Below are 25,830 nucleotides of genomic sequence, written 5' to 3' on the forward strand. Positions count from 1 at the left end.
CCTCACTCTTTAAGCCGATGCTTAGCGAGCGGTTACTTCAGTAGCAGCGAAAAAGTACGAGATTTCGCGAGCAGCGGCGGCTTCGGAGTCCGAACCGTGAACAGCGTTGGCGTCGATGGATTCAGCGAAGTCAGCACGGATAGTGCCGGCAGCTGCTTCTTTAGGGTTGGTAGCGCCCATCAGCTCACGGTTCAGAGCGATAGCGTTTTCGCCTTCCAGAACCTGAACAACAACAGGACCGGAGATCATGAACGCAACCAGGTCGCCGAAGAAACCACGAGCGCTGTGCTCAGCGTAGAAGCCTTCAGCTTCAGCTTTGGACAGTTGCTTGAGTTTCGAAGCTACAACCTTCAGGCCGGCTTTTTCGAAACGAGTGGTGATCTCGCCGATGACGTTTTTTGCAACAGCGTCAGGCTTGATGATGGAGAAAGTACGTTGAACAGCCATGGTGTAACTCCAGAAACGGTAATTTACGAAAAATTAAACCCGCGAATTATACGCGGGTTATTGGGTATTGCCTAACTGCGTAAAAAGGCGGCTCAGTCTGCTTCTTCGATCCACAGGCCTTGAATCGCCTCCAGAACCTTTTCGCCACCCCGGTCGGGGATGTCGTCGAAGTCCGGCAGCTCCATCACCAGATTGCGCAGCTTGACGAAGTTGACCGTCAGAGGATTGACCTCCGGGTGGGCTTCAGCAAGTTGTATAGCGATTTCTTGTACATCAACCCATTTCAGGCTCATGACATTTCCTTGAATCAATGCGGCGCTTCGGCCGCATGGTTGAGCGAATATTTCGGAATTTCGACGGTGATGTCTTCGGTCCCGACCTTTGCCTGACAGCTTAGGCGAGAAGTCGCCTCCAGGCCCCAGGCGCGATCCAGAAAGTCCTCCTCCAGCTCATCCGCTTCTTCCAGAGAGTTGAAACCCTCGCGAATCACGCAGTGGCAGGTGGTGCAGGCGCAGACACCGCCGCAGGCACTCTCGATCTCGATGTGGTTGTCATGGGCAACTTCGAGGATGGACTTGCCGGTCTCAGCCTCCACAACCATACCTTCCGGGCAATGCTCGGCGTGTGGCAGAAAAATGACCTGCGGCATTAATTATTCCTCGATTTCATTCAGATTGCGTCCCGCCAGGGCGGCTTTTACCGACTGGTCCATACGACGGGCGGCAAAAGCATCGGTCACTTGCGACAAACGCTTGGTCTGTTGCTCGATGGCATAACCATCGTTGCCTTTCATCAATTCGGTCAACTCCTGCATCTGCAGGTCGATGACCATGCGCTCTTCGGCATCCAGCAGGCGCTCGCCGTCAGCATCAAGGGCACCCTGCACCGCTTCAAGCAGGCGCTGGGCATCAACTTGCTGTTCACGCAGTACGCGGGCGACCTTGTCGTCACCAGCGTATTGGAACGAGTCCTTGAGCATCTTGGCGATTTCGCCGTCGGTCAGACCGTAGGACGGTTTGACCTGGATGCTGGCTTCAACGCCCGAGGCCAGCTCACGCGCAGCCACGCTGAGCAGGCCATCGGCGTCGACCTGATAGGTGACGCGAATCTTCGCTGCACCGGCCACCATCGCCGGGATGCCGCGCAGTTCAAAGCGCGCCAGGGAGCGACAGTCGCTGATCAGCTCGCGCTCGCCTTGCAGCACGTGAATCATCATGGCCGTCTGGCCGTCTTTGTAGGTGGTGAAGTCCTGGGCACGGGCGACGGGGATGGTGGTGTTGCGTGGAATCACCTTCTCCATCAGGCCGCCCATGGTTTCCAGCCCCAGGGACAGCGGGATCACGTCGAGCAGCAGCAATTCGCCACCGTCGCGCTTGTTGCCGGCCAGGGTGTCGGCCTGGATCGCCGCACCGATGGCGACCACTTGATCCGGGTCGATTTCAGTCAGCGGCTGGCGACCAAAGGCTTCGGCGACGGCTTCGCGCACGCGCGGCACACGGGTCGAACCGCCAACCATGACCACGGCCGCCACATCTTCCAGCTCAACACCGGAGTCACGTACGGCACGGCGGCAAGCCCTGAGGCTGCGAGCGACCATCGGCTCGATCAGCGCATCGAAGGCTTCACGGGTCAGTTGAGCCGACCATGAGCCGTAGCAAACCTCTACAGAGTTGGCGTCCGTCAGTGCTTCTTTGGCCGCACAGGCAGTTTGCAGCAAATTACGCTGCGCGCCCGGGTCCAGGTCGGCGGACAAGCCGGCACTGGTGATGATCCAGCCGGCAATCGCGTGATCGAAGTCATCGCCGCCCAGGGCGGTATCGCCGCCGGTGGCCAGCACTTCGAACACACCGCCGGTCAGGCGCAGGATCGAAATATCAAAGGTGCCGCCGCCCAAGTCGTAGATCGCGACCAGGCCTTCGGCGTGCTGATCCAGGCCGTAGGCCACAGCGGCCGCCGTAGGCTCGTTGAGCAAACGCAGCACGTTCAGACCGGCGAGTTTCGCCGCGTCCTTGGTGGCTTGGCGCTGGGCGTCGTCGAAATACGCAGGAACGGTGATCACCGCGCCGACCAATTCACCGCCCAAGGTGGTTTCTGCACGCTGGCGCAGCACCTTGAGGATATCAGCCGAGACTTCCACCGGGCTTTTCGGCCCCTGGACAGTGTCGATGAACGGCATATGGGATTCGCCGCCGACAAAGCGGTACGGCAGCTGGTCGCCCAATTGCTTGACGTCGGACAGACCACGACCCATCAAGCGCTTGACCGACAGCACGGTGTTCAAAGGATCGGAAGACGCCGCCAGCTTCGCCGACTCACCGACTTCGGTGCGATCAGCGTGATAGCGCACGGCGGACGGCAGAATAACCTGGCCATCAACGTCGGGCAGCGGCTCGGACAGGCCGCTGCGCAAGGCGGCGACCAGGGAATTGGTGGTGCCCAGGTCAATCCCGACCGCCAGACGACGCTGGTGCGGTTGAGGGCTTTGGCCGGGTTCGGCGATCTGCAGTAGAGCCATGGTAATCAGGTCTTATCTGTCTATCAGGCGTGCAACACGGGCAGCACTGGGTTAATCGTCGAGGCGCTCTTCTAGCTGGCGCACTTCGTAGGTGAGCTTGTCGAGGAACTGCATGCGCCGCATCAGGCGTTCGGCCTGCTCACGTTGCGCGGCATCATTCCAACAGGCTGCGAAGCTTTCGTTGAGTTCATCCTGGGCCACTTTCAGACGACGCTTGAAGACCGCGACACCGGCCACATCGGCCTCGTCCTGCAAGTCTTCGAGCTCTTCGCGCCATTGCATCTGCTGCATCAGGAAGTCCGGGTCGTGCACCGTGACTTCAATCGGCAACTCGCCACCGTTCATCGCGAGCAGGTAACGCGCGCGCTTCGGGGGGCTTTTAAGCGTCTGATAGGCTTCGTTGAGGCTGGCGGATTTCTCCAGCGCCAGGCGTTGCTCACGCTCGGAAGCGTCAGCGAAGCGGTCCGGATGCACCCCACGCGCCAATTCTCGGTAGCGCGTGGCAAGCTGCTCGAGGTCCAGCCGAAAGCTCGGCTGCAGCTCGAATAAAGCGAAATGACAAGGAGTACCCACAAATAGCCTCAGATGTTGAAGCTTTCGCCGCAGCCACATTCACCGCGTACGTTGGGGTTGTTGAACTTGAAGCCCTCGTTCAACCCTTCCTTGACGAAATCGAGTTCGGTGCCGTCCAGGTAGGTCAGGCTTTTAGGGTCGATGATCACTTTCTCGCCGTGACTTTCGAACACCTGGTCCTCTTCAACTACCTCGTCGACAAACTCCAGCACGTAGGCAAGGCCGGAACAGCCCGTGGTGCGAACACCCAGACGAATCCCCTCACCTTTACCGCGCCCATTCAGGGAGCGGCGAATGTGCTGCGCAGCCGCTTCTGTCATGCTGATAGCCATCGTTGACTCCTTACTCGTCGCCAAATGCTTAGATCAAGCCTTTCTTCTGCTTGTAGTCGCGAACGGCCGCTTTGATAGCGTCTTCGGCGAGTACGGAGCAGTGAATTTTCACTGGCGGCAGTGCCAGTTCTTCGGCCAACTGGGTGTTGCTGATGGTTACAGCCTCATCCAGGGTCTTGCCTTTCATCCACTCGGTAGCGAGGGAGCTGGAGGCAATGGCGGAACCGCAGCCGTAAGTCTTGAACTTGGCGTCTTCGATAACGCCAGCGTCGTTGACCTTGATCTGCAGGCGCATAACGTCGCCGCACGCCGGAGCGCCGACCATGCCAGTGCCGACATCAGGGTCTTCCGCGTTCATCTTGCCGACGTTGCGCGGGTTTTCGTAGTGGTCGATGACCTTTTCGCTGTAAGCCATGGTACTGAATCCTCACTCATCAGGGCCGCTCTGGAACCCTGTAAAAACGTCTGCGTTTTCCGCCACGTTCCTACAGAGCTTGGGTGGCGGCTTCTATAGTTAGTGTGCCGCCCACTCGATCTTGGAAATATCGACACCGTCTTTGTACATGTCCCACAGCGGCGACAGAACGCGCAGCTTGTTGACGGCTTCGCAGACTTTCTGCGCGGCGTAGTCGACTTGCTCTTCGGTGGTGAAACGGCCGAACGTAAAGCGGATCGAGCTGTGTGCCAGTTCGTCGTTGCGGCCCAGGGCGCGCAATACGTACGAAGGCTCAAGGGAAGCCGAGGTGCAGGCCGAACCGGACGAAACCGCCAGGTCCTTGAGCGCCATGATCAGCGACTCGCCTTCGACGTAGTTGAAGCTCAAATTCAGGTTGTGCGGTACGCGGGCAGTCATGCTGCCGTTGACGTACAGCTCTTCAAGGTTCTCGACCTGCTTGTAGAAGCGATCGCTCAGCGCCTTGATGCGCACGTTTTCAGCAGCCATGTCTTCCTTGGCTACGCGGAAGGCTTCGCCCATGCCGACGATCTGGTGGGTCGCCAGGGTGCCCGAACGCATGCCGCGCTCGTGACCGCCGCCGTGCATGGTGGCTTCGATACGCACGCGAGGCTTGCGGCTCACGTACAGCGCGCCAATGCCTTTAGGGCCGTAGGTCTTGTGGGCGGAGAACGACATCAGATCGACTTTCAGCTTCGACAGGTCAATGTCGACCTTGCCGGTGGACTGAGCAGCGTCGACGTGCAGCAGAATGCCCTTGGAGCGGGTCAGTTCGCCGATGGCTGCGATGTCGTTGATGGTGCCGATTTCGTTGTTCACGTGGATCACGGAAACCAGGATGGTGTCTTCACGCAGCGCGGCTTCGATCATGGCCGGGGTGACGATACCGTCGGTGGTTGGCTCGAGGTAGGTCACCTCAAAACCCTCACGCTCCAGTTGGCGCATGGTGTCGAGGACAGCCTTGTGCTCAATCTTGGTGGTGATCAGGTGCTTGCCTTTGGTCGCGTAGAAATGCGCCGCGCCCTTGATTGCCAGGTTGTCGGATTCAGTGGCACCGGAGGTCCAGACGATTTCGCGCGGGTCTGCACCCACCAGGTCGGCGACTTGGCGACGAGCGTTCTCGACCGCTTCCTCGGCTTTCCAGCCGAATACGTGGGAACGGGAGGCCGGGTTGCCGAAGTTTCCGTCGACCAGCAGGCATTCGCTCATCTTTTGCGCGACACGCGGATCAACCGGGGTGGTCGCTGAGTAATCAAGGTAAATCGGCAATTTCATGGACTTTCTCCTAAATCAGGCTGGCTGGCGTGCCGTTAGCTCTGCGGCTGTCACTCGACGGCGGACGCTTCGATCTTGTCCAGACGCGGCGCCTTGGTATTGCAACGGCGCTGGTCCTGACGCTGGGCTACTTCTTGCACCTCACGGCGAGTCACAAGATCAGCCAAGCTGATACCACTCAAAAACTCATGGATCTGCAGGCTCAAGTCACACCACAAGTGGTGGGTCAGGCAGGTGTCGCCAGCGTGGCAATCACCCAAACCCTGGCATTTGGTGGCATCGACGGATTCGTTGACCGCGTCGATCACCTGGGCTACCTGGATGCCCTGCATGTCGCGGGACAGTTGGTAGCCGCCACCTGGCCCACGTACGCTGGAAACCAAGTTGCTACGGCGCAATTTGGCGAACAGCTGTTCGAGGTAGGACAGGGAAATGCCTTGGCGCTCGGAGATATCGGCCAGGGACACCGGCCCAGTTTGCGCGTGCAAGGCCAGGTCAAGCATGGCGGTTACCGCGTATCGGCCTTTTGTAGTCAGTCTCATGGACAAGTACCAAGGTGTTTCAGAATGGGAGCAAGTATGCGATTCCCGAGTATTTAAGTCAACTATAAGACCTAGTGCTTTAGTCGGGATTACCCGTAAAAAGGGCGCGCGAATCATAGCAGGGTGGGGTGGGATGGAACAGCGCGAACGGACAACCCGCACTGCCAGAGACAACGAAGACCACATGTGCGAGCGGGCTTGCTCGCGAAGGCGCTGGGTCAGCCAGTATATTCAGCGACTGACACACCGCTTTCGCGAGCAAGCCCGCCCCCACAAGGGGCTTGGGTGATTGCGAGCGCTCAGCCAGCCTTGGTGGTGGCCGCTTCGTTCTTGATCTCGGCGAAGTCTTCCTCACGCAGCTCAGGCAGGTCCTTGGCGCAGTAGCTGCTGCCCAGCTCCTTCAGCGCGCCGCACATACCGTCCAGTTTGCCGTCGACCGCCTGCAAGTGGTCAAGCAACTGGCCAATGGCGCGCGCCACCGGGTCAGGCATGTCCTCGCTGACGCCATAGGCATCGAAACCGATCTTCTGCGCCATGGCCTTACGCTTGGCTTCCTGTTCGTCGCCGACTTCGGGTTTGACGATGATGCGCCCGGGAATACCCACCACGGTTGCGCCAGGCGGCACGGCCTTGGTGACCACGGCATTGGAGCCGACTTTGGCGCCCGCCCCTACGGTAAACGGGCCAAGCACCTTGGCGCCCGCCCCCACCACCACACCGTCACCCAGTGTCGGGTGGCGCTTGCCTTTGTTCCAGGTAGTGCCGCCCAGGGTCACCCCTTGATAAAGGGTGACGTCGTCACCGATTTCGGCGGTCTCGCCGATCACGATGCCCATGCCATGGTCGATAAAGAAGCGACGCCCGACTTTCGCCCCCGGGTGAATCTCGATTCCGGTCAGCCAGCGACCGAAGTTCGACACCAGCCGCGCCAGCCATTTCCAGCCCATACCCCACAGGGCGCCGGACAGGCGGTGAATCCAGATCGCGTGCATGCCCGGGTAGCAGGTGAGCACTTCAAAGGCGTTGCGCGCCGCCGGGTCACGGTGGAAAACACTCTGGATATCTTCTCGCAAACGCTCGAACATTTTTAATCCTTCCGCTTAAGAAGCTCGCCACGGGCCGCTTTCTGGGTTTCCGTGAGGATGCCACGCAATATATTCATTTCCGCTCGGCTGACCGAGCTGCGCCCGTACAGGCGACGCAGGCGCGCCATCAAGTGCCGTGGCTTTTCAGGATCGAGGAACTCGATGGCCACCAGGGTTTGCTCCAGGTGCTCATAAAACCGCTCCAGCTCGTCCATCGTGGCCAACTCGCCACTTTTGGTCGAGGCGACTTCATCCTTCTCTACCTTGCTCGGCTGACCTTCAGCGGCCAGCCAGGCCATGCGCACTTCATAACTCAACACCTGCACCGCTGCCCCGAGGTTCAGCGAGCTGAACTCAGGGTCGGATGGAATGTGCACGTGGTAATGACATCGCTGCAGCTCTTCATTGGTCAGGCCGGAATCTTCACGACCGAACACCAAGGCGATTTCTGCGCCGCCGGCGGCCTCTTCCACCACTTTGGTGCCACATTCACGCGGATCCAGCAGCGGCCAAGGGATACGACGGTCCCGCGCGCTGGTGCCAAGCACCAGGTTGCAGCCGACCAATGCGTCTTCCAGGGTGGCGACAACCTGGGCTTTTTCCAGAATGTCATTGGCGCCGGACGCACGGGCATCGGCCTCGTGGTGCGGGAACACGCGCGGTTCGACCAGCACCAGGCGCGTCAGCCCCATGTTTTTCATGGCTCGCGCCACCCCGCCGATATTGCCGGGATGACTGGTATTGACCAAGACGACACGAATGTTTTGCAGCAAGGGAGGCGCTCTCGGACACGGGAAAGGGGAGCAAATCTTACAGAACAGCCTAAGGTTATGCCATGAAAGGTAACGTCGTCCTTCACCTGAAGAAAGTTTCTGCTAGAATGCCCGGCTTTCTTTAACAACCTTAGGTGACACATCCATGCAGCCCATGCTGAATATCGCGCTGCGCGCCGCCCGCAGCGCCAGTGAATTGATCTTCCGCTCCATCGAGCGCCTGGATACCATCAAGGTCGACGAAAAAGACGCCAAGGATTATGTATCCGAGGTGGATCGCGCCGCCGAACAGAAAATCATCGACGCGCTGCGCAAGGCCTACCCTACCCACGGCATCCTCGGCGAAGAAACCGGCTTGCACAAAGGCAGCGGCGAAGGCGAAGACTACCTGTGGATCATCGACCCACTGGATGGCACCACCAACTTCCTGCGCGGCATCCCACACTTTGCGGTGAGCATTGCCTGCAAATACCGTGGCCGCCTGGAACACGCTGTCGTGCTCGACCCGGTTCGCCAGGAAGAATTCACCGCCAGCCGTGGCCGTGGCGCCCAGTTGAACGGTCGTCGCTTGCGTGTAAGCGGTCGTACCAGCCTGGACGGCGCCCTGCTCGGCACTGGCTTCCCGTTCCGTGACGACCAGATGGACAACCTGGAAAACTACCTGGGCATGTTCCGCGCCCTGGTTGGCCAGACCGCCGGCATCCGTCGCGCCGGCGCTGCCAGCCTGGACCTGGCTTACGTTGCCGCCGGTCGTTTTGATGCGTTCTGGGAGTCGGGCCTGTCCGAATGGGACATGGCAGCAGGCGCCCTGCTGATCCAGGAAGCTGGCGGCCTGGTGAGTGATTTCACCGGTGGTCACGACTTCCTTGAGAAAGGCCACGTCGTTGCCGGCAACACCAAATGCTTCAAGGCAGTACTGACGGCGATCCAGCCGCACCTGCCGGCTTCGCTGAAGCGCTAAGCGAGCGAGCACAAAAAAGCACCCCAAGGGGTGCTTTTTTTATGCCTGGGTGTTGGTCGATACGGCAATTCCAGCTAAACCGATACCTGATGTGGAAGCGGGCTTGCTCGCGAAAGCGGTGGGCCAGTCAATACATCTGCTGATTGACACTATGCCTTCGCGAGCAAGCCCGCTCCCACATGTTGAACCGCACCCAGCTTGGAATTACTGCTGGTTTTGACCCAGAATCAGGCGACCTTCTTTATCGACTGGAATCTGGCCACCCGGATCACGGTCCATGCGCACCGAACCTTCCTTGCCATCCAGGGTGTACCGCACGTCATAGCCGACAACCTTGTCGCTGATGTCGTTGACGGTGTTACAGCGAGTTTGCGTAGTGGTGTAGGTATCGCGGTTCTGCATACCTTCCTGAACCTTGTTACCCGCGTAACCACCACCCACCGCACCGGCTACCGTCGCCAGCTTCTTGCCATTACCGCCACCGACCTGGTTGCCCAATAGGCCACCTGCCAGCGCACCCACCACGGTACCGACGATTTGATGTTGATCCTGCACAGGCTTCTGCCGGGTCACGGCGACGTCCTTACAGACTTCGCGCGGGGTTTTAATCTGGGTTTTCACCGGCTGCACCGCCAGCACTTGCGCATACTCAGGGCCGCTTTTTACCAGGCTGTAGGTGGCAACAGCACCCCCGGCAGTCACACCGACAGCACCCAATACCGCACCAACCAGCAACGACTTGTTCACGTGAACCTCCTGACCATCACAAGCGGACCGAAACGTCCGCGCTATACCCAGCCTTGGAGCAAAAAAAAAGGCGCGAGTTCAATACTCGCGCCTTCTTTGTAACAGCGTGTCAACAAGCGCCCATCAAGGGCGGTCGTCGACCTCCTTGCCGGTAGTGGCAGGCGGGATCAAATCCTCGCTGTTGAGGTTCAGCCAGATCAGCACCACGTTGGCGATGTAGATCGACGAGTAGGTGCCCGCCAGAACGCCAATGAACAGCGCCAGCGAGAAGCCCCACAAGTTGTCACCACCGAAGATCATCAGTGCAGCAATCGCCAGCAAGGTGGAGATCGACGTCGCCATGGTCCGCAGCAGGGTCTGAGTGGTGGAAACGTTGATGTTCTCGATCAACGACGCCTTGCGCAGTACGCGGAAGTTCTCACGAACCCGGTCGAATACCACGATGGTGTCATTGAGGGAGTAACCGATGATCGCCAGCACCGCCGCCAATACCGTCAGGTCGAAGGTAATCTGGAAGTAGGCCAGGATACCCACGGTCACGATCACGTCGTGGATCAGCGACACAATGGCGCCGACGCCGAACTTCCACTGAAAGCGGAAAGCCAGGTAGATCATGATGCCGGCCAGCGCCATCAGCATGCCGAGGCCGCCCTGGTCGCGCAGCTCTTCACCGACCTGCGGGCCCACGAACTCAACGCGCTTGACCGACGCCGGGTTGTCGCCGCCGACCTTCTGCAAGGCCTCGGCGACCTGATGACCCAGTTGCGGATCTTCGCCGGGCATACGCACCAGCAGGTCGGTGGTCGCACCAAAGCTCTGCACGATGGCTTCGTGATAGCCGGCCTTGACCAGCTCGTTGCGCACCAGGGTCACGTCGGCCGGCTTCTCGTAGGTCAGCTCGATGAGCGTACCGCCGGTGAAATCCAGACCGTAGTTCAGCCCCTTATGGAACCAGCTGAACAACGCCAGAACGGTGAGGACCATGGTGAAGCCGAACGCAACGTTGCGAACGCCCATGAAGTTGATTGTACGTAACATGGCAGCCCCTTAAATCCACAACTTCTTGAAGTCACGTCCGCCAAAGATCAGGTTGACCATTGCGCGGGTCACCATGATGGCCGTGAACATCGAGGTAAAGATACCGAGGGACATGGTCACCGCAAAACCTTTGACCGGGCCGGTGCCCATGGCAAAGAGAATCCCGCCGACCAGCAATGTGGTCAGGTTGGAGTCGAGAATCGCGGTAAATGCCCGGCCGAAGCCTTCGTTGATTGCACGTTGTACGCTCATGCCCGCCGCGATCTCTTCACGAATCCGCGAGAAGATCAGTACGTTGGCGTCCACCGCCATGCCCATGGTGAGCACGATACCGGCGATGCCTGGCAGGGTCAGCGTAGCGCCCAGCAGCGACATCAGGGCCAGCAGCATCACCATGTTGCCCGCCAGGGCTACGGTGGCGATGACGCCGAAGAAGCGGTAGATGGCGATGATGAACAGCGACACAAACAGCATGCCCCACAAGGCTGCGTCGACACCCTTGGTGATGTTGTCGGCACCCAGGCTCGGGCCAATGGTGCGTTCTTCAGCGAAGTACATCGGCGCCGCCAGGCCACCGGCACGCAACAGCAGCGCCAGTTCGGACGATTCGCCCTGGCCGTTCAGGCCAGTGATGCGGAATTGAGCACCCAGCGGCGACTGGATGGTCGCCAGGCTGATGATCTTCTTCTCTTCTTTGAAGGTCTGCACCGGCACGTCTTTCTCGACGCCGTTGACCATTTGCTTGGTGTAGGTGGTGACTGGGCGCTGCTCGATGAAGATCACCGCCATGCTGCGACCGACGTTGCTGCGCGTGGCGCGGCTCATCAGCTCGCCGCCATGGCCATCCAGACGGATGTTCACTTCAGGCGTGCCGTGCTGCGAGTCAAAACCCGCCTTGGCGTCAGTCACCTGGTCACCGGTGATGATCAAGCCACGCTCGATCAACGCGGGAGGACGGTTACCTTCACGGAACTCGAACTCTTCGGCAGTTGCGCGAGAAGCACCCGGCTCAGCGGCCAGACGGAATTCCAGGTTGGCCGTTTTACCCAGGATACGCTTGGCTTCAGCGGTGTCCTGTACGCCCGGCAATTCAACCACGATGCGGTTGGCGCCCTGACGCTGAACGATCGGCTCGGCCACACCCAGTTCGTTGACGCGGTTACGTACCGTGGTCAAGTTCTGCTTGATGGAGTATTCGCGGATTTCCGCCAGCTTGGCCGGGGTCATCGCCAGACGCAGTACAGGTTGACCATTCAGGTCGGCCGGTACGATGTCGAAATCATTGAAGTTCTTGCGGATCAGCGCACGGGCCTGTTCGCGGGAAGCTTCGTCAGAGAAGCCCAGCTGGATGGCACCGTTGAGCTGCGGCAGGCTGCGATAACGCAGTTTCTCTTTGCGCAGCAGGCTCTTCACATCGCCTTCGTAGACTTTCAGGCGTGCGTCGAGGGCTTTGTCCATGTCGACTTCCAGCAGGAAGTGCACACCACCGGACAAGTCCAGACCCAGCTTCATCGGGTGCGCGCCAATGCTGCGCAGCCATTTTGGCGTGGTCTGGGCCAGGTTCAACGCGACAACGTAGTCGTCACCCATGGCCTTGCGCACAACGTCTTTGGCCGGCAGTTGGTCTTCTGCTTTGGTCAGGCGCAACAAGCCGCCCTTCGCATCAGCCGCCAATGTTGCCGCTTTAACCTGGATGCCCGCATCGGTGAGCGCTTTGCTCGCGCGCTCCAGGTCTGCCTGATTGACCTGCAGCGAAGTGCTGGCGCCCGTGATCTGGATCGCAGGGTCATCAGGATAAAGATTGGGAGCGGAATAAATAAAACCGATCGCCAGCACCGCCAGGATCAGTACGTATTTCCACAGAGGGTATTTGTTCAGCATCACGCCGCCCGCTTATAACGCGGGGCGCCTTGCGCGCCCCGTCGATTGGTAAAGGTTGTTACTCAGATCGCTTTGAGCGTGCCTTTAGGCAGCGTGGCGGCGATGGCGCCCTTCTGGAACTTCATTTCTACGGTGTCGGAGACTTCCAGAACCACGAAAGCATCGGAAACCTTGGTGATCTTGCCGGCGATGCCGCCAGTGGTCACAACTTCGTCGCCTTTCTGCAGGCTGCCCAGCAGGTTTTTCTGCTCTTTGGCGCGCTTGGCCTGTGGACGCCAGATCATCAGGTAGAAGATGACCAGGAAGCCGACCAGGAAAATCCACTCGAAACCACCGCCCATTGGGCCGGCAGCGGCAGGCGCAGCGGCGTCAGCCATGGCATTAGAGATAAAAAAGCTCATTTAGCACTCCAGTTGCAAATAGTGAATCTTAGGGTCGGAAAACTCAGTCCAAGGGCGGCACAGGGAGCCCGCGCTTGGCATAGAAGGCATCGACGAAGGCGGCCAATGTACCCTGTTGAATAGCCTCGCGCAAACCAGCCATCAGGACTTGGTAGTGACGCAAATTGTGGATGGTATTCAACATGCTACCCAGCATTTCCCCGCACTTGTCCAGATGGTGCAGATAAGCACGCGAGAAGTTCTGGCAGGTGTAGCAGTCACAGGTGGGATCCAGCGGCGAATCATCATGGCGATGAAACGCGTTACGGATCTTCAGCACGCCTGTATCGATGAACAGATGCCCATTGCGGGCATTACGGGTTGGCATCACGCAATCGAACATGTCCACACCGCGGCGCACACCCTCTACGAGATCTTCCGGTTTGCCAACGCCCATAAGGTAACGAGGTTTGTCAGCCGGCATCAGGCCCGGCAGGTAATCCAGCACCTTGATCATCTCGTGCTTGGGCTCGCCCACCGACAGACCGCCGATGGCCAGGCCGTCGAAGCCGATCTTGTCCAAGCCTTCCAGCGAGCGCTTGCGCAGGCTTTCGTGCATGCCGCCCTGGACGATACCGAACAGCGCCGCAGTGTTATCGCCGTGGGCATTCTTCGAACGCTGAGCCCAACGCAGCGACAGCTCCATGGAAATGCGCGCCACGTCTTCATCCGCCGGGTACGGCGTGCACTCGTCAAAAATCATCACGATGTCGGAGCCCAGGTCGCGCTGCACCTGCATCGACTCTTCCGGGCCCATGAACACCTTGGAGCCGTCGACCGGTGAGGCGAAGGTCACGCCCTCCTCCTTGATCTTGCGCATGGCGCCCAGGCTGAACACCTGGAAACCACCGGAGTCGGTGAGGATCGGGCCTTGCCACTTCATGAAGTCATGCAGGTCGCCATGCTTCTTGATCACTTCCGTGCCCGGGCGCAGCCACAGGTGGAACGTGTTGCCGAGGATGATTTCGGCGCCGGTGGCGACGATGTCACGCGGCAGCATGCCCTTGACGGTGCCATAGGTGCCCACAGGCATGAAAGCCGGGGTTTCGACGGTGCCGCGTGGAAAGGTCAGGCGACCCCGACGAGCCTTGCCGTCAGTAGCCAATAATTCAAACGACATACGACTCATAGTTGTTCCTCAGGGCCCGCTTCTTTAGGAGCAGTCGGCGCCGGGTTACGGGTGATAAACATCGCATCACCGTAGCTGAAAAAACGGTACTCGTTGGCGATGGCGGCTTGATACGCGGCCATGGTTTCCGGGTAACCGGCAAATGCCGACACCAGCATCAACAGCGTGGATTCCGGCAAATGGAAGTTGGTCACCAGGCAATCGACCACATGGAACGGCCGGCCCGGGAAAATAAAGATATCGGTGTCGCCACTGAACGGCTTGAGCACGCCATCACGCGCCGCACTCTCCAGCGAACGCACGCTGGTGGTGCCCACCGCCACAACGCGACCGCCGCGCGCCTTGCACGCCGCCACGGCATCCACGACATCCTGGCTGACTTCCAGCCACTCGCTGTGCATATGGTGATCTTCGATGTTATCCACACGCACCGGCTGAAACGTACCGGCCCCCACGTGCAGGGTCACATAAGCGCTCTCGACGCCCTTGGCGGCAATCGCATCCAGCAACGGCTGGTCAAAATGCAGCCCGGCCGTTGGCGCGGCCACCGCACCCAGACGCTGGGAGTACACCGTCTGATAGCGCTCGCGATCCGCGTCTTCGTCGGGGCGGTCTATATAAGGAGGCAACGGCATATGGCCGACGCGCTCCAGCAGCGGCAACACTTCTTCGGCGAACTTGAGTTCGAACAACGCGTCATGGCGCGCGACCATCTCGGCCTCGCCACCGCCATCGATCAGGATGCTCGACCCCGGTTTCGGCGACTTGCTGGAGCGCACATGGGCCAGCACGCGATGGCTGTCCAGCACCCGTTCGACCAGAATTTCCAGCTTGCCGCCGGACGCTTTCTGGCCAAACAGCCGTGCCGGAATCACCCGGGTATTGTTAAACACCATCAAATCGCCTGGGCGCAAATGCTCAAGCAAATCAGTGAATTGACGGTGTGCGAGGGCACCGCTCACCCCGTCCAGGGTCAGCAGTCGACTGGCGCGACGCTCGGCCAAAGGGTGGCGAGCGATCAGCGAATCAGGGAGCTCAAAAGTAAAGTCAGCAACGCGCATGATGGGGTTCGTCTAGCAGGGCCGGGAAGTCTAGCGGAAATAGTGAAAATAGACCATGAAACGTGATTGACCAACGGTAATCTCATCTCTATACTTCGCCGCCATTGAGCCCTGATGGCGGAATTGGTAGACGCGGCGGATTCAAAATCCGTTTTCGAAAGGAGTGGGAGTTCGAGTCTCCCTCGGGGCACCATCTTAAAGAAAGACCTTGAAATTCAAGGTCTTTTTTTTCGCCTGTAGAAAAGTGCGTATGCACGGGCGAACACAGACGCTAAGGAGCCGGGACCATGGAATTGACGCTGGAAGCTGTTGCGCTTTTTGCTCTCAAGCTGGTGCATGAGACCGAAGGCGCGAGCCCGATTCTGCGCGATGATTTGGTCATGGACGGGTATGAGCGGGAAGTGTTCGGCTTGTTGGTACGTCAGGGGGATTTGGCCACGATTCAACGCAAGCTTGATGAGTGCATTGCCCAGGCACTGGATACGTTAGGCGGTGCCAACACCGTACTCGGGCGTGAACTGCACAAGCTGTCCGCCGAAGTGCAACAGGCCCGCCACCTTGATGAGCTAAACGCTCCGCTGATGACCCTCAAGGACTATCTGAAAGATATCCAGTGAGTCAATGAGCAACATACCCGCCAGGTAAACCATCAGCACCGCAACGCCAGCGTCCAAGCAGCGCCAGACCACGGGCGCGCGAAACAGCCATGTCAAACGCTGACACCCCAGCGCCAACAGCACAAACCACACCAACGATGCCGTCATGGCGCCTGTCGCGAACAGTGCTTGCTGGCCAGCGGGCTTGGCCGCACCGATAGAGCCGATCAGCACCACCGTATCAAGCCAGGCGTAGGGGTTGGCGAAGCCAAGCACTATCGCCGTACGTACTAGCCCCCTTTGCGAGTTACCCCCTTGAGTGTCCGGCATGGACAGGTTGCGGATGCAGGCCAACAAGCGCTGACCACCGAACCACAGCAGATAGGCCGCGCCGGTTACGAGCAATATCGCCATCACCGCCGGCCAACTTTTCAGCACAGCCCCTAACCCCGTCACGCCGATAGCGATCAGGAGAATATCGGCCAGCACACAAATAGCGACCACCCACCAGATGGGACCACGGCCGACACCTTGGCGGATGACCAAGGTGTCTTTTGGGCCGGGGGCGGCGAACAGTCCGATGCCCAGGAGCAAGCCTTCAAGGTACAGGGCGTTGAAATGTGGAAACATGGAATGTTCGAGTCCGCGAGGCGATTAAAGAAGTTGAATAGGCTGATTGCCGAAACCAATATGACGAGCGTTGACAGCACTGTTCAGGTCAATGGGTTTGCGGCGGAAAAAGCTTGTCGGCCGCTGTTCCGGGCTCGGATTTGCAAAGTAAATCAACGAGCTTCTGGCGACTGGCTGCTTCGGCGCCAGCACAGCATGATAGGCAGCAGGAATGGACTGGTCGGAAAGCTCAGTGAGCAACGAACCTGCCAGCACTGCAATCTCGCCCTCCAGAAGCCGGACCGGCTCTAATGAAGCGCCCTTCACCAACACCAGCCCTTCGCGGGTAGGCTTGATGAACGACAGCATGTGCCCATCTTCATGAGGGTCCTGAGCAAATTGACGCACGCCGTTTGTGGCCTGAGCACCGTAGACACAGAGTTGGATGTAAGACGCCAAACGCAAGGGCGCTAATGGGGCAACGCCAAACTCTGCACAAATCCCGTCCATTAACGCTTGGGCGAGCTCGCTGATCTGGCGCTCAAAACTACCCACAGCAGTGAAGAACGGGCTTCGGGTGAACTCCAGATCCGTTCGCTTAGGCGCATGCGCAGGCCAGTAACAGAAACGCTCACACAGGTCCGGGTGGTCTTCGATGCTCGAATACTCGGCGCCAAAAGGGAAAAAACCGTCAGTGTCTTCGGCGAAGGAAAATGATTGTTTGGTAGTTTGGGAAATTGCCGCGTACCCATCAATGATCTTTTTGTAGTCCTGCTGCATCGCATCTGAGACCTGCAGGGTCCCAAAGCCTGATCGAGCAATGGATTCACAGCACGCTTTTATCTGTTTCATAGAGATATCCAGAGATAGTTGTAAATGAATGCAACAAAAATGGGGTCGCAAGCATGCGAGAAACCGCGACACTGGATATAGCCAATCAAAACGCGGACTATCCATGTCCTTCACAACGTCGCCAGCAGGATGCGAGTGTGCATGGCCCACTACACGTTGCGGCGGGCAGGTTGTCCTTTTTAGCTAACAACGTGACGACTTTCACCAAGGACTGGGGATGAGCAATCAACTATGAGCATCAAGACGCGCGACACTCTTCGAGCGCTAGTCGTAAGACGCAGCCGGGAACTGGGTAAATCCATGACCACCCTGGCCAAGGAAGCCGGCATATCCAGAACCTACCTTTACGGGTTGGCCGGTGGCGCCTCTCAAGATCCCTCGGTGCGCACACTGATCAAGTTGGCCAAGGCACTTCAAGTTTCACCACTGCTACTGTTCCGCTACTTCGCCGATTTGGCAGGCGCTCCGGTGGGCGCTCACTCAATGGCTGCCACTAACCGCGCTATCGGCCTGCAAGACCCTGGTGACGTTGCCGTCTTCAACGCAGACGTCACCACGCCGGACCAAACCGTCGTGTTACCCGGTGAGACGTTTCAGAAGACCTGGGAAATCCAGAACCTTGGCACCCGCCCCTGGCGTGGCCGCAGGCTGGTACGGGTAGACGGCGAATACGTTATCGCCCAACGCACCGCCACGGGCGCGCCACTGGAAGTGGTGATGGACACCCACCTGCGCAGCCTGAACAACGAGATCGCTATTGCAGAAACACTGCCCGGCCAACCGGTGCACATCACTGTAGAGTTCGCCGCGCCCAAGGAAACCTGCACGGTCACGTCCATCTGGCGGATCGAGGATGAACACGGTCAGCCCTGCTACGGCCCCGCCTTCATCCTGCATGTCATCGTCAACGTCATGGCACGCTGAATGGCCTCACCGCCGCCCTTCAACCGCCATGCGCACCGCCAACCCCATCAACACCGAGCCCATCACCCAGCGCTGCACCACCTGCCAACCCGGGCGGGTGACAAAGAACACCGCGATGGAGCCCGCCATGATGGCAATCACCGAGTTAACGCTCACGCTGATGGCAATCTGCGTAAAGCCCAGCACCAGGGACTGCGTTAGCACACTGCCATGGCCATTCGGGTCGATAAACTGCGGCAGCAACGACAAATACATCACCGCGACTTTAGGGTTCAGCAGGTTGGTCACAAAGCCCATCATGAACAGCTTGCGCGGGCTGTCCTGGGGTAAATCCCGCACGTGAAACGGCGAACGGCCACCCGGCTTGATCGCCTGCCAGGCCAGGTACACCAGGTACAATGCCCCGCCGAGCCGCAGCGCGTCGTAGGCAAATGGCACCGCCATCACCAGCGCGGTAATCCCTAATGCCGCGCAGAGCATGTAAACCACAAACCCCAACGCCACACCGCCCAGCGAAATCAACCCAGCCGTGCGCCCCTGGCAAATCGAGCGGGAAATGAGGTAAATCATATTCGGCCCGGGGGTGAGCACCATGCCGAGTGAGATCAGGCCATAAGCAAGCCAGCTGGACAGTTCGGGCATGGTGCCGCTCCAAAATTATGAGGTTGGGCGCCATGGTAGGGCGTTGAATAGCAGGCCGTTAGATACAGATCCACGAGCAAAACGTCATACACCCGCACAGGCATTTTCCGCACCACACACCCAGGACAGGCCCATGATCGACTTCAACAACAAAGGTTTCTTCAAACTCAAACAAAACAACGAATACGCCGAACGCGTCTCCGCCCTGCTGCTCGATGGCGAAGAAGTGATCGACGCCTACAAAGCCATGCGCGACGGCGTGGTCTTCACCACCAAACGCATCATCGCGGTGAACGTGCAGGGAATTACCGGCAGCAAGAAGGACTTCACCTCGCTGCCGTACAAAAATATCGTTGCGTACTCGGTGGAAACCTCCGGCACGTTTGACCTGGATTCGGAGTTGGAGATTTACTTTTCGTCGCTGGGGAAAGTGAAGTTTGAATTCACGGGGAAGACTTCGATTGTGGAAATCTCGCGGATCATCTCCAAGCACCTGCTGAGCTGATCAGCAGGCAAAAAAAGACCTTGGCGTCCCAAGGTCTTCTCTGCTGCAGACACTGATTCAACGAATGTACACAGATCCAAATGCGGGAGCGGGCTTGCTCGCGAAGGCGCCCGCCGCCACACCATCAAACCACCCGTTTACACCGAAACAGCCTCCCTCTCCTCCACCCCCCCCATTCGGCAACATCCCATTGGCCAAATCATCCACCACCGCCTTCGCCATCTCCCCCAAATAATGCGCCGCCCAAGCGTAACGGTCGGCGCTCTTGTCCATGGCGGCATCCAATGCGAGCATTTTGGAACAGTGCAGCAGCTCGGAGGCATGCTCCAGGGCGTCGAGGATCGGCACGCCGGCATTGACGCGGAATAGACAGTGGAGATTGGGCTGTTTGCCGCAGGTGGAGAAGGTGATGACGCCGAGGGTTTTGTTGAGGGGTGGGTTGATCATTGGGCACCTCCGCACTGCGCGGTGGTGGTGACGACGGTGATGCGTGGGTATGACCTATCAGAAACGCTCATTGCTTAAGCTCCTAATGTAGTGAGCCGCCACGTTCGTTTCTCATGCGAATGGGTGGCAGCTATGCGCGGGCTGAGAAACCGGGACAATAGGAACCCGGCAGACCCGAAGGTCTCCCACGCATAGCCGCCATGACACAGACATACGAGCACAAAAAAGCGCCAATAGTCTAATGGATGGTGGCGCCTATGCGCCTATTGTTTCTCGGATTTTCAAGTCCGGTCGCTGGGTTGGAAGCGACAGAGGGGAAGGTAGCGCAGTAGCTCATTGCATTAAAAGTCACTATCTGTCTCGAAAAGTTTCCGAAAGGGTGTGTAAATCAATAAATAGATCGGCGGAGGAGAAAGTTCCTATCCAGTGCGCTTTCCAAGATAATGCAAGGTAGCTTTTCGCCATGCACTCTGATAAAAATAAGTCCACCTCTTCCTGCATTGGAACTTAGTGCATAGCGCCCTAAGAATTTAGATAGTCAACCAACGCGTCACCAATCGACCTGGTGAAGTCCCAATTTATAAGCAACGGTGCGAAATTGAAATACTCAACATGGTCTCATAATTTCTATTTACGTCTTTGCGAGCGCTATTCCTGGTCATACCAATCCCAAAGGCTTTCTATAACCCCCAAAAACAACCGCTTTAGCTAAAAATCACCAAACATTCGTCTCAGCTTTAGAAAAATCATCACTTACCAACAAAAATAAGCGAACTATTAAAATGGCCGACCTTCTCATAAAACACCTTAAAGAAAAAACAGAAGAGCACTCCGCACTGACCTCATTATATAGCCAGTGGGACTTTGACCAAAAATTAATACCAAAGGCCTTACAAACAGTCGGAGTACTATTCTCCCATTACAGCCGCCATGACGAATCACACTCCAAGCAAATCTTGGTTAACATTGAACGGATATTAGGCTCCAACATCACGCTATTATCCGCCACTGACACATGGCTGATACTGGAAGCAGCTTATTGGCATGATATCGGCATGGTTGTACCACAAGCAGATATGAATGAGGCTCTGAAAGACCCCAACTTTGAAACATTTTTGAATGGTTACTGCAACCAGCCCCACCACGAGTTGCATCATGTAGCTGTAGCGCTGAGAAAAAGACGTGGGACAAATGCAGTGTTCGATGAGGCAAACCCTATCGAAATGGTCACGCGCTTTAAAGAGTTGATGGCTGAATGGTTCAGACAAAAGCATCCTGGTAGGGCCGATCAAATAGTAAAAACACCAATGCAAAGTATTGGTGTTAACTCTCCAAGAACGGAACTTATACCCTCGCGGCTTTTCAGAGTGCTTGGAAAAATCTGTCTGATGCATGGCGTCCCATTCGACAAACTGATGAATGATGACGGACTGCCATTCAGAGAGGCGGGACTAGCTCAAGATGACTGCCACCCTCGGTTCGTCGCCTGCATGCTCCGCATGGGTGACCTCCTAGATATGGATGACAATCGATTCTGTCCGGTTATGCAACGGATTGCCGGAGATGATAGACCAAACCTAACTCTGGCACATGAAGACAAGCACTCAGCTATTCGCCACCTCAGAATAGATCAGGAAAAAATCGAGGTTAGTGCAGAATGTGAAAGCGTCGACGGCTATCTAGAAGCATTTAAATGGTTTGAATGGCTTAAACAGGAAATGCACGACCAAATGGCGAACTGGCGCGATATCGTACCTGATAGAGCTCTAGGCCTACTTCCTACACTCGGAAAAATCTCCGTAAGCATTGGCGGGAACATTCAAATTCTTCGGGACGGAGAGCGTCCAGCATTTGGCATCGACACACAAAATGCAATTGAGCTCTTACAAGGAAATAATCTTTATGACTCAAAATTCGCATGTATTAGAGAAGCATTACAAAACGCCGCAGACGCTACTCACCTAAGAATTTGGTTGGAAAATCAAAATAACTTAAAATTAAATTGGAGCACTCCGTTTGCACCCAACATCTTACCTACTCTAAACTCACAACCGATAACCTTTAGACTAATAGAGACAGCAAAAACCACTGATAATGAAAACAAATTTACGAACTGGCAGATCATTATCACCGACACTGGAACAGGTATCAGCAAGAGTGATTTAGAACACATGTTGAAAATTGGCGGTTCCAAACGTAATTTTTCACGCCAATCAAAAATAGAAACCATGCCAGAATGGCTGAAACCATCTGGAACTTTTGGAATCGGACTTCAAAGCTTGTTTATGGTGACTAATCAAATCCAAATAAAAACAAAAAGCTTGTTAACAAACGAAGCATTTAACATCACAATGCACTCTCCAACAGGAAGCAAGCAAGGTTTGGTAACACTAAGCTCGGCGGACAATGGTTTTTCTGTTCCATTCGGTACGGAGCTTAGCTTTACTATTGAACTCCAGAAATTTGCAAAATCGTACAGCTTATCATTTAGTGGCGAAGAGTCGCTAGCATCAAAGTTCGTTAAAGAACTGGACCCCGTACTTAACGATGCTTTCCCTTATGAAGCCGCAACTGTTTACGATGCAGCATTAAAATTTAGCGAAAGATCTCTTTTACCTATTCACGGCGAATTTATAACAAAACAAACGAAATACCTTTCAGCAAATACTGCATTGAAAGACCACGAACAAGGCAATACCTTTGAGTGGCGATTTTTTTCCACAGATGAATTCGAATGCAGCTTTTCATACAAGCCAGTTACTGATACCCACCCCGCGCATTTGCTAAGCACCTTTTATAGAGGTCAAGAATTTGAAACAAAGGGGATATACATTCCAAATGTAATAATTGAAATTGATATTCTATCCGGCAAAGCTAGCGACTGGTTAAAATTCAGCCGAGACAAAGTTTCAACAGAGGCGCTCAAACGATTAAAAACAATGATTCTTGAAACACTTTTACACTTCGTCACCGAGGACCTATCACTTTCTGATAGAAAAAAACCAGAGACAAACCAATCCGACGATGCAACATATTCTATATTCCTCAAAGGGATGGCCTTACAATTCGGAGACAAATGGAGTGCTCTAAGTCGAAGCAAAGGCGATTCATGGCTTGATTTGACAGTAAAAAACAGCAGCAGAAAATTAAGGGACTATTTTGAAAGTGACAATTGGTCTGTTCAATTAACGCGCGAAAACAAAATAACACAAAGCAACGATAACCACTTGAAACTTGGAGGCACCCATGCAGACCTAACTATCATGACAATGATTCACGAGTGGGAGTCAGTATCTCCGCAAACAACATCCATTCAAGGCAATCAAAAAATTTACGACATAGAGGTCGAAAAAATTGAAGGTGAAACCACTAACGATAGAGCGGCCCGCAAAATAAATGAAGAGGACCTCCTTCGAAACATTACAATATTCAAGCGCACCACTCAAGCTCCTTGGGATAAGCCTGCACTGGCAACTGCGATTGCAGGTGCCGCCAGATCCGGCTGGGGAAATCAACGAAATTACATTTCAGCGAAAAATGTTTTAATTGATGGTATTGATTTTCAGGCATTGGCATTAAAAAATGAAGTTGGGTTAAGAGCGAACTCCATATTTTCGATGAGCCTGGCACACGGAGAACGGGTATTGCTACCCTTCTTATTTCTTCAGGAAAAGAGAGAGGATGGAGTATCGGTCACTACTGACACGCTTGATGATTTATGTGAATGGGTCTCTCCAAGACTTATAAACGCTAGCGACATTAGCACCATCAAAAAAAACTATTTAAATCTGATAAATTATATAGATAATGAAATCATGCGAAACACTATCTATTGGACTTCTTGGAAAACATCCAGAGGCTTATAATTCAGCATAACAAAGCCGATAGCTATATCGGCTTTGTTACTTATAAACCCACCATCTCTAGCCCCCCTAAAATCTGAACCCTAACAGTTTTCAATATAAGAAAATCACCACAAGCCAGCTTAAAATCAGCACCAATATCACCAAACCTAAAACAAACACCAGACAATAGCTTAACGGAGATCAAAAAAGATATGGCTCTGAGCGCAGCCAAATCTTACACCTTCGTATAAATCCACTTAAAATCAGCCATCCATTTTGCTCAAAGGCTTGTATAACTATATCAAGTTTACTGTAGCGGCCGATTACGCCGTCACCGACTGTTGATTTTCGAACATAAGTGACGAGCTATTTTTCGTACGCACCTTGAGAATACGCCCCAAGACGGCAGTGAGGATGCGGTGGTAATTTTCATTGAATAAGAGAGCACAAGGTTATTTCGGAACCATAATGACCTTCCGTCGACATTGCTCCATACAATTATACAACTACAACATCACCCCATAAGGCCCCAGGACCTTACTAGTCTGCACCAACCCCTGCTGCATCAACATTTCAAGATAACTCCCAGCCTCCATCGGCGGTCGCTTTAACGTCCTCCTCTGCTTCTGGGCCGCCCCCAACACCGCAGCCTGATCCAAATCCCAAAGGTCCGAAATAAAGTCATCCGGATGCATCGGTTCGATGTCATAGGCAGCCAAGATATGCGCCGGAAAGTCCTTCAGATTGAAGGTCACGATAACCTCAGCTTTGCTCCGAATCGCCGCCGCCAACACGTGACGATCATCAGGATCAGGCAAATCCAAACTCGAACAGAGATCTTCGTACCCAGTCACCAAGGCGTCGGGTATAGCCTTATCCATCAATGCCGATGTGCAATTCACTTGCTCCGCCGTAAGATCGGGTCGGTTCTTGAGTAAGTTGCGCTTCCATTCCTCATGAATCTGGCTAGTCCATCGTGCTCGGTACAATCCCGACAAACCAAGCCACATCAGCAAATCCCGCAGTGCTGCAGGGTAGAGAACACAGGCGTCGTACACTGCTGTAAAAGGCGAACACCTCATCCGTCATACCCCATTCCCAGCTCTTGGGCCTGCTGCGCCAGCGCTTCCATTGCCTCTTGGCTTTCTTCGTCACGGCGCTGCTTGAACGCCATCAGGTCCGAAAACCGAATTCGCCGATGCCGTCCCGTTTTTGTAAAAGGAATGGCGCCCTCCTCCAGCATTTTGACCAGGTGCGGGCGAGAAACGTTAAGCAGGTCGGCAGCCTCCTGCGAGGTCAATTCGGCATGCACCGGCACGACCTTGACGGCGTTGCCCATCGCCAACTCGCCGAGGATATCCACCAGCAGACGAAGCGCTGAAGTTGGGAGTACGAGGGTGTGGGGTTTGTCTTCTTTGTCGAAGATGTCGATACGCTGGGTTTCAAATTTGGTCGATAGCAAGGACGCCAGTTCGCGCTGGCCTTGCACGGCTGCTTCGACTTCCTTTTCCAGCGGAAGGATGGTTTTGGGAAGGTGATTGGTGATCATGATGCAGCTCCGGCGTTACGCAATTCAGTTGGGCCAAGGCTAAACGAAACAAACGAAAATCGCAATAATCGAAACAACTATATCGGATCAGACAACAGTCCACTTTTCCCACGCCCACCATCGAACAAACCCGACATCAACCTCTGATTCCCCCTCGTACGCTCACTCCCTCGCACAAGGAAGTGAGCCCGTCATGTCAGAACGTGCGTACCCCATCACCGAAGAAGAACAACTCAAACGGCGCATCCTGATTCCGCAGCCGAAACGGAAGTCCTATTCGCCGCCCATAGAGTTATTCAACTCAACACCCGCCCCGGCGCCTACGCCCGCAAAGCTTCCAGGTTGCGTGTTCACCAAACCCTGCCAACTGCCCGACGGCATCATTCGCTACAACGACCCAACCGGTTACGTACCGTTGGAGCGGGTCAAGGACTACGGCCATTTCAGCCTGTTGGGTGGGCGCGAGGTGGACAGCCGAGGCGCAGTCGCCTTGCGCAAGATCAGCGGCAGCGCCCTGCCTGTTGGCTTGGGGCAGTTGGCGTTGCGTTCGGCGGTGGTGGAATCCGCAGCAACCGCCGCTGGCACTGTAGCCGGTGGCTTATTGGCGG

The 25,830-nt window shown here is 56.0% G+C and carries 27 protein-coding genes, 1 tRNA gene and 2 pseudogenes; 7 read left to right on the forward strand and 23 right to left on the reverse strand.

The features are described from left to right. Window positions 1–21: 21 nt before the first annotated feature. From ndk to trmJ, 11 genes are all read right to left on the reverse strand, one after another. Window positions 22–447 (reverse strand): nucleoside-diphosphate kinase, encoded by a 426-nt coding sequence (gene ndk / locus A7D21_RS11030; protein ID WP_003175956.1) that lies wholly within the window; start codon window positions 445–447, stop codon window positions 22–24. A gap of 92 nt (window positions 448–539) precedes the next feature. Continuing rightward, a complete protein-coding gene (gene iscX / locus A7D21_RS11035) occupies window positions 540–740 on the reverse strand; it encodes a Fe-S cluster assembly protein IscX (RefSeq protein ID WP_003238461.1) in 201 nt (66 codons plus the stop codon). A gap of 14 nt (window positions 741–754) precedes the next feature. Beyond that, complete coding sequence (gene fdx / locus A7D21_RS11040; protein ID WP_053257878.1) at window positions 755–1,096, reverse strand: ISC system 2Fe-2S type ferredoxin; 342 nt, start codon at window positions 1,094–1,096, stop codon at window positions 755–757. Window positions 1,097–1,099: 3 nt separating this feature from the next. Further along, window positions 1,100–2,962: a Fe-S protein assembly chaperone HscA gene (hscA, locus tag A7D21_RS11045; protein WP_053257879.1), complete on the reverse strand. Its 1,863-nt coding sequence runs from the start codon at window positions 2,960–2,962 to the stop codon at window positions 1,100–1,102. 51 nt (window positions 2,963–3,013) lie between these two features. Then, window positions 3,014–3,535, reverse strand: a complete 522-nt coding sequence (gene hscB / locus A7D21_RS11050) for a co-chaperone HscB (RefSeq protein ID WP_053257880.1) — start codon at window positions 3,533–3,535, stop codon at window positions 3,014–3,016. A gap of 8 nt (window positions 3,536–3,543) precedes the next feature. Beyond that, the gene (gene iscA / locus A7D21_RS11055) at window positions 3,544–3,867 is read right to left on the reverse strand and encodes an iron-sulfur cluster assembly protein IscA (protein ID WP_003209680.1); all 324 of its coding nucleotides are present in this window, start codon (window positions 3,865–3,867) and stop codon (window positions 3,544–3,546) included. Between the two features lie 28 nt (window positions 3,868–3,895). Further along, window positions 3,896–4,282 (reverse strand): Fe-S cluster assembly scaffold IscU, encoded by a 387-nt coding sequence (gene iscU, locus A7D21_RS11060; RefSeq protein WP_003175965.1) that lies wholly within the window; start codon window positions 4,280–4,282, stop codon window positions 3,896–3,898. A gap of 99 nt (window positions 4,283–4,381) precedes the next feature. Then, window positions 4,382–5,596 carry an IscS subfamily cysteine desulfurase gene (locus A7D21_RS11065; RefSeq protein ID WP_053257881.1) on the reverse strand — a complete coding sequence of 405 codons (1,215 nt, stop codon included), beginning with the start codon at window positions 5,594–5,596 and terminating at the stop codon, window positions 4,382–4,384. Window positions 5,597–5,646: 50 nt separating this feature from the next. Next, window positions 5,647–6,138, reverse strand: coding sequence for a Fe-S cluster assembly transcriptional regulator IscR (iscR, locus tag A7D21_RS11070; protein ID WP_003194020.1), 492 nt, complete (start codon window positions 6,136–6,138; stop codon window positions 5,647–5,649). A 299-nt stretch (window positions 6,139–6,437) separates the two neighbouring features. Then, a complete protein-coding gene (gene cysE / locus A7D21_RS11075) occupies window positions 6,438–7,223 on the reverse strand; it encodes a serine O-acetyltransferase (protein ID WP_053257882.1) in 786 nt (261 codons plus the stop codon). A gap of 2 nt (window positions 7,224–7,225) precedes the next feature. Continuing rightward, window positions 7,226–7,996 (reverse strand): tRNA (cytosine(32)/uridine(32)-2'-O)-methyltransferase TrmJ, encoded by a 771-nt coding sequence (trmJ, locus tag A7D21_RS11080; protein WP_003210307.1) that lies wholly within the window; start codon window positions 7,994–7,996, stop codon window positions 7,226–7,228. A gap of 145 nt (window positions 7,997–8,141) precedes the next feature. On the opposite strand from trmJ, the gene suhB reads away from it, so the two are divergent. Then, complete coding sequence (gene suhB / locus A7D21_RS11085; RefSeq protein ID WP_003175971.1) at window positions 8,142–8,957, forward strand: inositol-phosphate phosphatase; 816 nt, start codon at window positions 8,142–8,144, stop codon at window positions 8,955–8,957. Window positions 8,958–9,161: 204 nt separating this feature from the next. Here suhB and A7D21_RS11090 read toward each other — a convergent pair whose 3' ends face one another. The 6 genes from A7D21_RS11090 to queA form a co-directional block, all read right to left on the reverse strand. Beyond that, a complete protein-coding gene (locus A7D21_RS11090; protein WP_053257883.1) occupies window positions 9,162–9,704 on the reverse strand; it encodes a glycine zipper 2TM domain-containing protein in 543 nt (180 codons plus the stop codon). Between the two features lie 123 nt (window positions 9,705–9,827). Continuing rightward, the gene (secF, locus tag A7D21_RS11095; RefSeq protein WP_053257884.1) at window positions 9,828–10,742 is read right to left on the reverse strand and encodes a protein translocase subunit SecF; all 915 of its coding nucleotides are present in this window, start codon (window positions 10,740–10,742) and stop codon (window positions 9,828–9,830) included. Between the two features lie 9 nt (window positions 10,743–10,751). Continuing rightward, complete coding sequence (gene secD, locus A7D21_RS11100; RefSeq protein ID WP_053257885.1) at window positions 10,752–12,623, reverse strand: protein translocase subunit SecD; 1,872 nt, start codon at window positions 12,621–12,623, stop codon at window positions 10,752–10,754. A gap of 62 nt (window positions 12,624–12,685) precedes the next feature. Further along, on the reverse strand, window positions 12,686–13,024 hold the full coding sequence (gene yajC / locus A7D21_RS11105) for a preprotein translocase subunit YajC (protein WP_003175975.1): 339 nt from the start codon (window positions 13,022–13,024) through the stop codon (window positions 12,686–12,688). A 43-nt stretch (window positions 13,025–13,067) separates the two neighbouring features. Then, the gene (gene tgt, locus A7D21_RS11110) at window positions 13,068–14,183 is read right to left on the reverse strand and encodes a tRNA guanosine(34) transglycosylase Tgt (protein ID WP_003175976.1); all 1,116 of its coding nucleotides are present in this window, start codon (window positions 14,181–14,183) and stop codon (window positions 13,068–13,070) included. A 5-nt stretch (window positions 14,184–14,188) separates the two neighbouring features. Then, window positions 14,189–15,253 carry a tRNA preQ1(34) S-adenosylmethionine ribosyltransferase-isomerase QueA gene (gene queA / locus A7D21_RS11115; RefSeq protein ID WP_069551706.1) on the reverse strand — a complete coding sequence of 355 codons (1,065 nt, stop codon included), beginning with the start codon at window positions 15,251–15,253 and terminating at the stop codon, window positions 14,189–14,191. A 108-nt stretch (window positions 15,254–15,361) separates the two neighbouring features. Between queA and A7D21_RS11120 the strand changes: the two genes are divergently transcribed. Then, window positions 15,362–15,446 (forward strand) — tRNA-Leu (locus tag A7D21_RS11120). A gap of 94 nt (window positions 15,447–15,540) precedes the next feature. Continuing rightward, on the forward strand, window positions 15,541–15,870 hold the full coding sequence (locus A7D21_RS11125; RefSeq protein ID WP_069551707.1) for a hypothetical protein: 330 nt from the start codon (window positions 15,541–15,543) through the stop codon (window positions 15,868–15,870). On the opposite strand, the gene A7D21_RS11130 is transcribed toward A7D21_RS11125, so the two are convergent. Next, window positions 15,820–16,479: a LysE/ArgO family amino acid transporter gene (locus A7D21_RS11130; RefSeq protein ID WP_053257888.1), complete on the reverse strand. Its 660-nt coding sequence runs from the start codon at window positions 16,477–16,479 to the stop codon at window positions 15,820–15,822. The two genes, A7D21_RS11125 and A7D21_RS11130, sit on opposite strands and share 51 nt — an antisense overlap. A 24-nt stretch (window positions 16,480–16,503) precedes the next feature. Beyond that, the gene (locus tag A7D21_RS11135; protein WP_069551708.1) at window positions 16,504–17,310 is read right to left on the reverse strand and encodes a 2OG-Fe(II) oxygenase family protein; all 807 of its coding nucleotides are present in this window, start codon (window positions 17,308–17,310) and stop codon (window positions 16,504–16,506) included. A gap of 231 nt (window positions 17,311–17,541) precedes the next feature. Between A7D21_RS11135 and A7D21_RS11140 the strand changes: the two genes are divergently transcribed. After that, a complete protein-coding gene (locus A7D21_RS11140) occupies window positions 17,542–18,234 on the forward strand; it encodes an NBR1-Ig-like domain-containing protein (protein ID WP_053257890.1) in 693 nt (230 codons plus the stop codon). A 6-nt stretch (window positions 18,235–18,240) separates the two neighbouring features. On the opposite strand, the gene A7D21_RS11145 is transcribed toward A7D21_RS11140, so the two are convergent. Continuing rightward, window positions 18,241–18,876, reverse strand: coding sequence for a LysE family translocator (locus tag A7D21_RS11145; protein WP_069551709.1), 636 nt, complete (start codon window positions 18,874–18,876; stop codon window positions 18,241–18,243). A gap of 133 nt (window positions 18,877–19,009) precedes the next feature. On the opposite strand from A7D21_RS11145, the gene A7D21_RS11150 reads away from it, so the two are divergent. Beyond that, entirely contained in the window at window positions 19,010–19,381 is a 372-nt protein-coding gene (locus A7D21_RS11150; RefSeq protein ID WP_053257892.1) for a PH domain-containing protein, read from the forward strand. Between the two features lie 171 nt (window positions 19,382–19,552). Here A7D21_RS11150 and A7D21_RS11155 read toward each other — a convergent pair. Next, window positions 19,553–19,828, reverse strand: a pseudogene (locus A7D21_RS11155) (DUF3077 domain-containing protein); the annotation flags it as partial. A 782-nt stretch (window positions 19,829–20,610) separates the two neighbouring features. On the opposite strand from A7D21_RS11155, the gene A7D21_RS11160 reads away from it, so the two are divergent. Then, the gene (locus tag A7D21_RS11160) at window positions 20,611–23,694 is read left to right on the forward strand and encodes an ATP-binding protein (RefSeq protein ID WP_069551711.1); all 3,084 of its coding nucleotides are present in this window, start codon (window positions 20,611–20,613) and stop codon (window positions 23,692–23,694) included. A 485-nt stretch (window positions 23,695–24,179) separates the two neighbouring features. On the opposite strand, the gene A7D21_RS11165 is transcribed toward A7D21_RS11160, so the two are convergent. After that, the gene (locus tag A7D21_RS11165; RefSeq protein WP_069551712.1) at window positions 24,180–24,755 is read right to left on the reverse strand and encodes a PIN domain-containing protein; all 576 of its coding nucleotides are present in this window, start codon (window positions 24,753–24,755) and stop codon (window positions 24,180–24,182) included. Continuing rightward, complete coding sequence (locus A7D21_RS11170; RefSeq protein WP_069551713.1) at window positions 24,752–25,222, reverse strand: helix-turn-helix domain-containing protein; 471 nt, start codon at window positions 25,220–25,222, stop codon at window positions 24,752–24,754. Before A7D21_RS11170 ends, A7D21_RS11165 begins: the two co-directional genes overlap by 4 nt. 193 nt (window positions 25,223–25,415) lie before the next feature. On the opposite strand from A7D21_RS11170, the pseudogene A7D21_RS11175 reads away from it, so the two are divergent. Further along, a pseudogene (locus tag A7D21_RS11175) lies at window positions 25,416–25,830 on the forward strand (detoxification); the annotation flags it as partial.

This window comes from Pseudomonas sp. AP19 (genome assembly GCF_001728855.1).
Classification (GTDB): domain Bacteria; phylum Pseudomonadota; class Gammaproteobacteria; order Pseudomonadales; family Pseudomonadaceae; genus Aquipseudomonas; species Aquipseudomonas fluorescens.

Bases quoted from the DNA above. Each gene is read 5' to 3' on its own strand.
- A7D21_RS11170 (WP_069551713.1), bottom strand. From the start codon at position 25,222: ATGATCACCAATCACCTTCCCAAAACCATCCTTCCGCTGGAAAAGGAA.
- A7D21_RS11135 (WP_069551708.1), bottom strand. From the start codon at position 17,310: ATGAAACAGATAAAAGCGTGCTGTGAATCCATTGCTCGATCAGGCTTT.
- cysE (WP_053257882.1), bottom strand. From the start codon at position 7,223: ATGTTCGAGCGTTTGCGAGAAGATATCCAGAGTGTTTTCCACCGTGAC.
- iscX (WP_003238461.1), bottom strand. From the start codon at position 740: ATGAGCCTGAAATGGGTTGATGTACAAGAAATCGCTATACAACTTGCT.
- A7D21_RS11140 (WP_053257890.1), top strand. From the start codon at position 17,542: ATGAGCATCAAGACGCGCGACACTCTTCGAGCGCTAGTCGTAAGACGC.
- yajC (WP_003175975.1), bottom strand. From the start codon at position 13,024: ATGAGCTTTTTTATCTCTAATGCCATGGCTGACGCCGCTGCGCCTGCC.
- queA (WP_069551706.1), bottom strand. From the start codon at position 15,253: ATGCGCGTTGCTGACTTTACTTTTGAGCTCCCTGATTCGCTGATCGCT.
- suhB (WP_003175971.1), top strand. From the start codon at position 8,142: ATGCAGCCCATGCTGAATATCGCGCTGCGCGCCGCCCGCAGCGCCAGT.
- A7D21_RS11145 (WP_069551709.1), bottom strand. From the start codon at position 18,876: ATGCCCGAACTGTCCAGCTGGCTTGCTTATGGCCTGATCTCACTCGGC.
- A7D21_RS11125 (WP_069551707.1), top strand. From the start codon at position 15,541: ATGGAATTGACGCTGGAAGCTGTTGCGCTTTTTGCTCTCAAGCTGGTG.
- secF (WP_053257884.1), bottom strand. From the start codon at position 10,742: ATGTTACGTACAATCAACTTCATGGGCGTTCGCAACGTTGCGTTCGGC.
- A7D21_RS11065 (WP_053257881.1), bottom strand. From the start codon at position 5,596: ATGAAATTGCCGATTTACCTTGATTACTCAGCGACCACCCCGGTTGAT.
- ndk (WP_003175956.1), bottom strand. From the start codon at position 447: ATGGCTGTTCAACGTACTTTCTCCATCATCAAGCCTGACGCTGTTGCA.
- A7D21_RS11130 (WP_053257888.1), bottom strand. From the start codon at position 16,479: ATGTTTCCACATTTCAACGCCCTGTACCTTGAAGGCTTGCTCCTGGGC.
- A7D21_RS11160 (WP_069551711.1), top strand. From the start codon at position 20,611: ATGGCCGACCTTCTCATAAAACACCTTAAAGAAAAAACAGAAGAGCAC.
- secD (WP_053257885.1), bottom strand. From the start codon at position 12,623: ATGCTGAACAAATACCCTCTGTGGAAATACGTACTGATCCTGGCGGTG.
- tgt (WP_003175976.1), bottom strand. From the start codon at position 14,183: ATGTCGTTTGAATTATTGGCTACTGACGGCAAGGCTCGTCGGGGTCGC.
- fdx (WP_053257878.1), bottom strand. From the start codon at position 1,096: ATGCCGCAGGTCATTTTTCTGCCACACGCCGAGCATTGCCCGGAAGGT.
- iscU (WP_003175965.1), bottom strand. From the start codon at position 4,282: ATGGCTTACAGCGAAAAGGTCATCGACCACTACGAAAACCCGCGCAAC.
- A7D21_RS11165 (WP_069551712.1), bottom strand. From the start codon at position 24,755: ATGAGGTGTTCGCCTTTTACAGCAGTGTACGACGCCTGTGTTCTCTAC.
- hscA (WP_053257879.1), bottom strand. From the start codon at position 2,962: ATGGCTCTACTGCAGATCGCCGAACCCGGCCAAAGCCCTCAACCGCAC.
- iscR (WP_003194020.1), bottom strand. From the start codon at position 6,138: ATGAGACTGACTACAAAAGGCCGATACGCGGTAACCGCCATGCTTGAC.
- A7D21_RS11150 (WP_053257892.1), top strand. From the start codon at position 19,010: ATGATCGACTTCAACAACAAAGGTTTCTTCAAACTCAAACAAAACAAC.
- iscA (WP_003209680.1), bottom strand. From the start codon at position 3,867: ATGGCTATCAGCATGACAGAAGCGGCTGCGCAGCACATTCGCCGCTCC.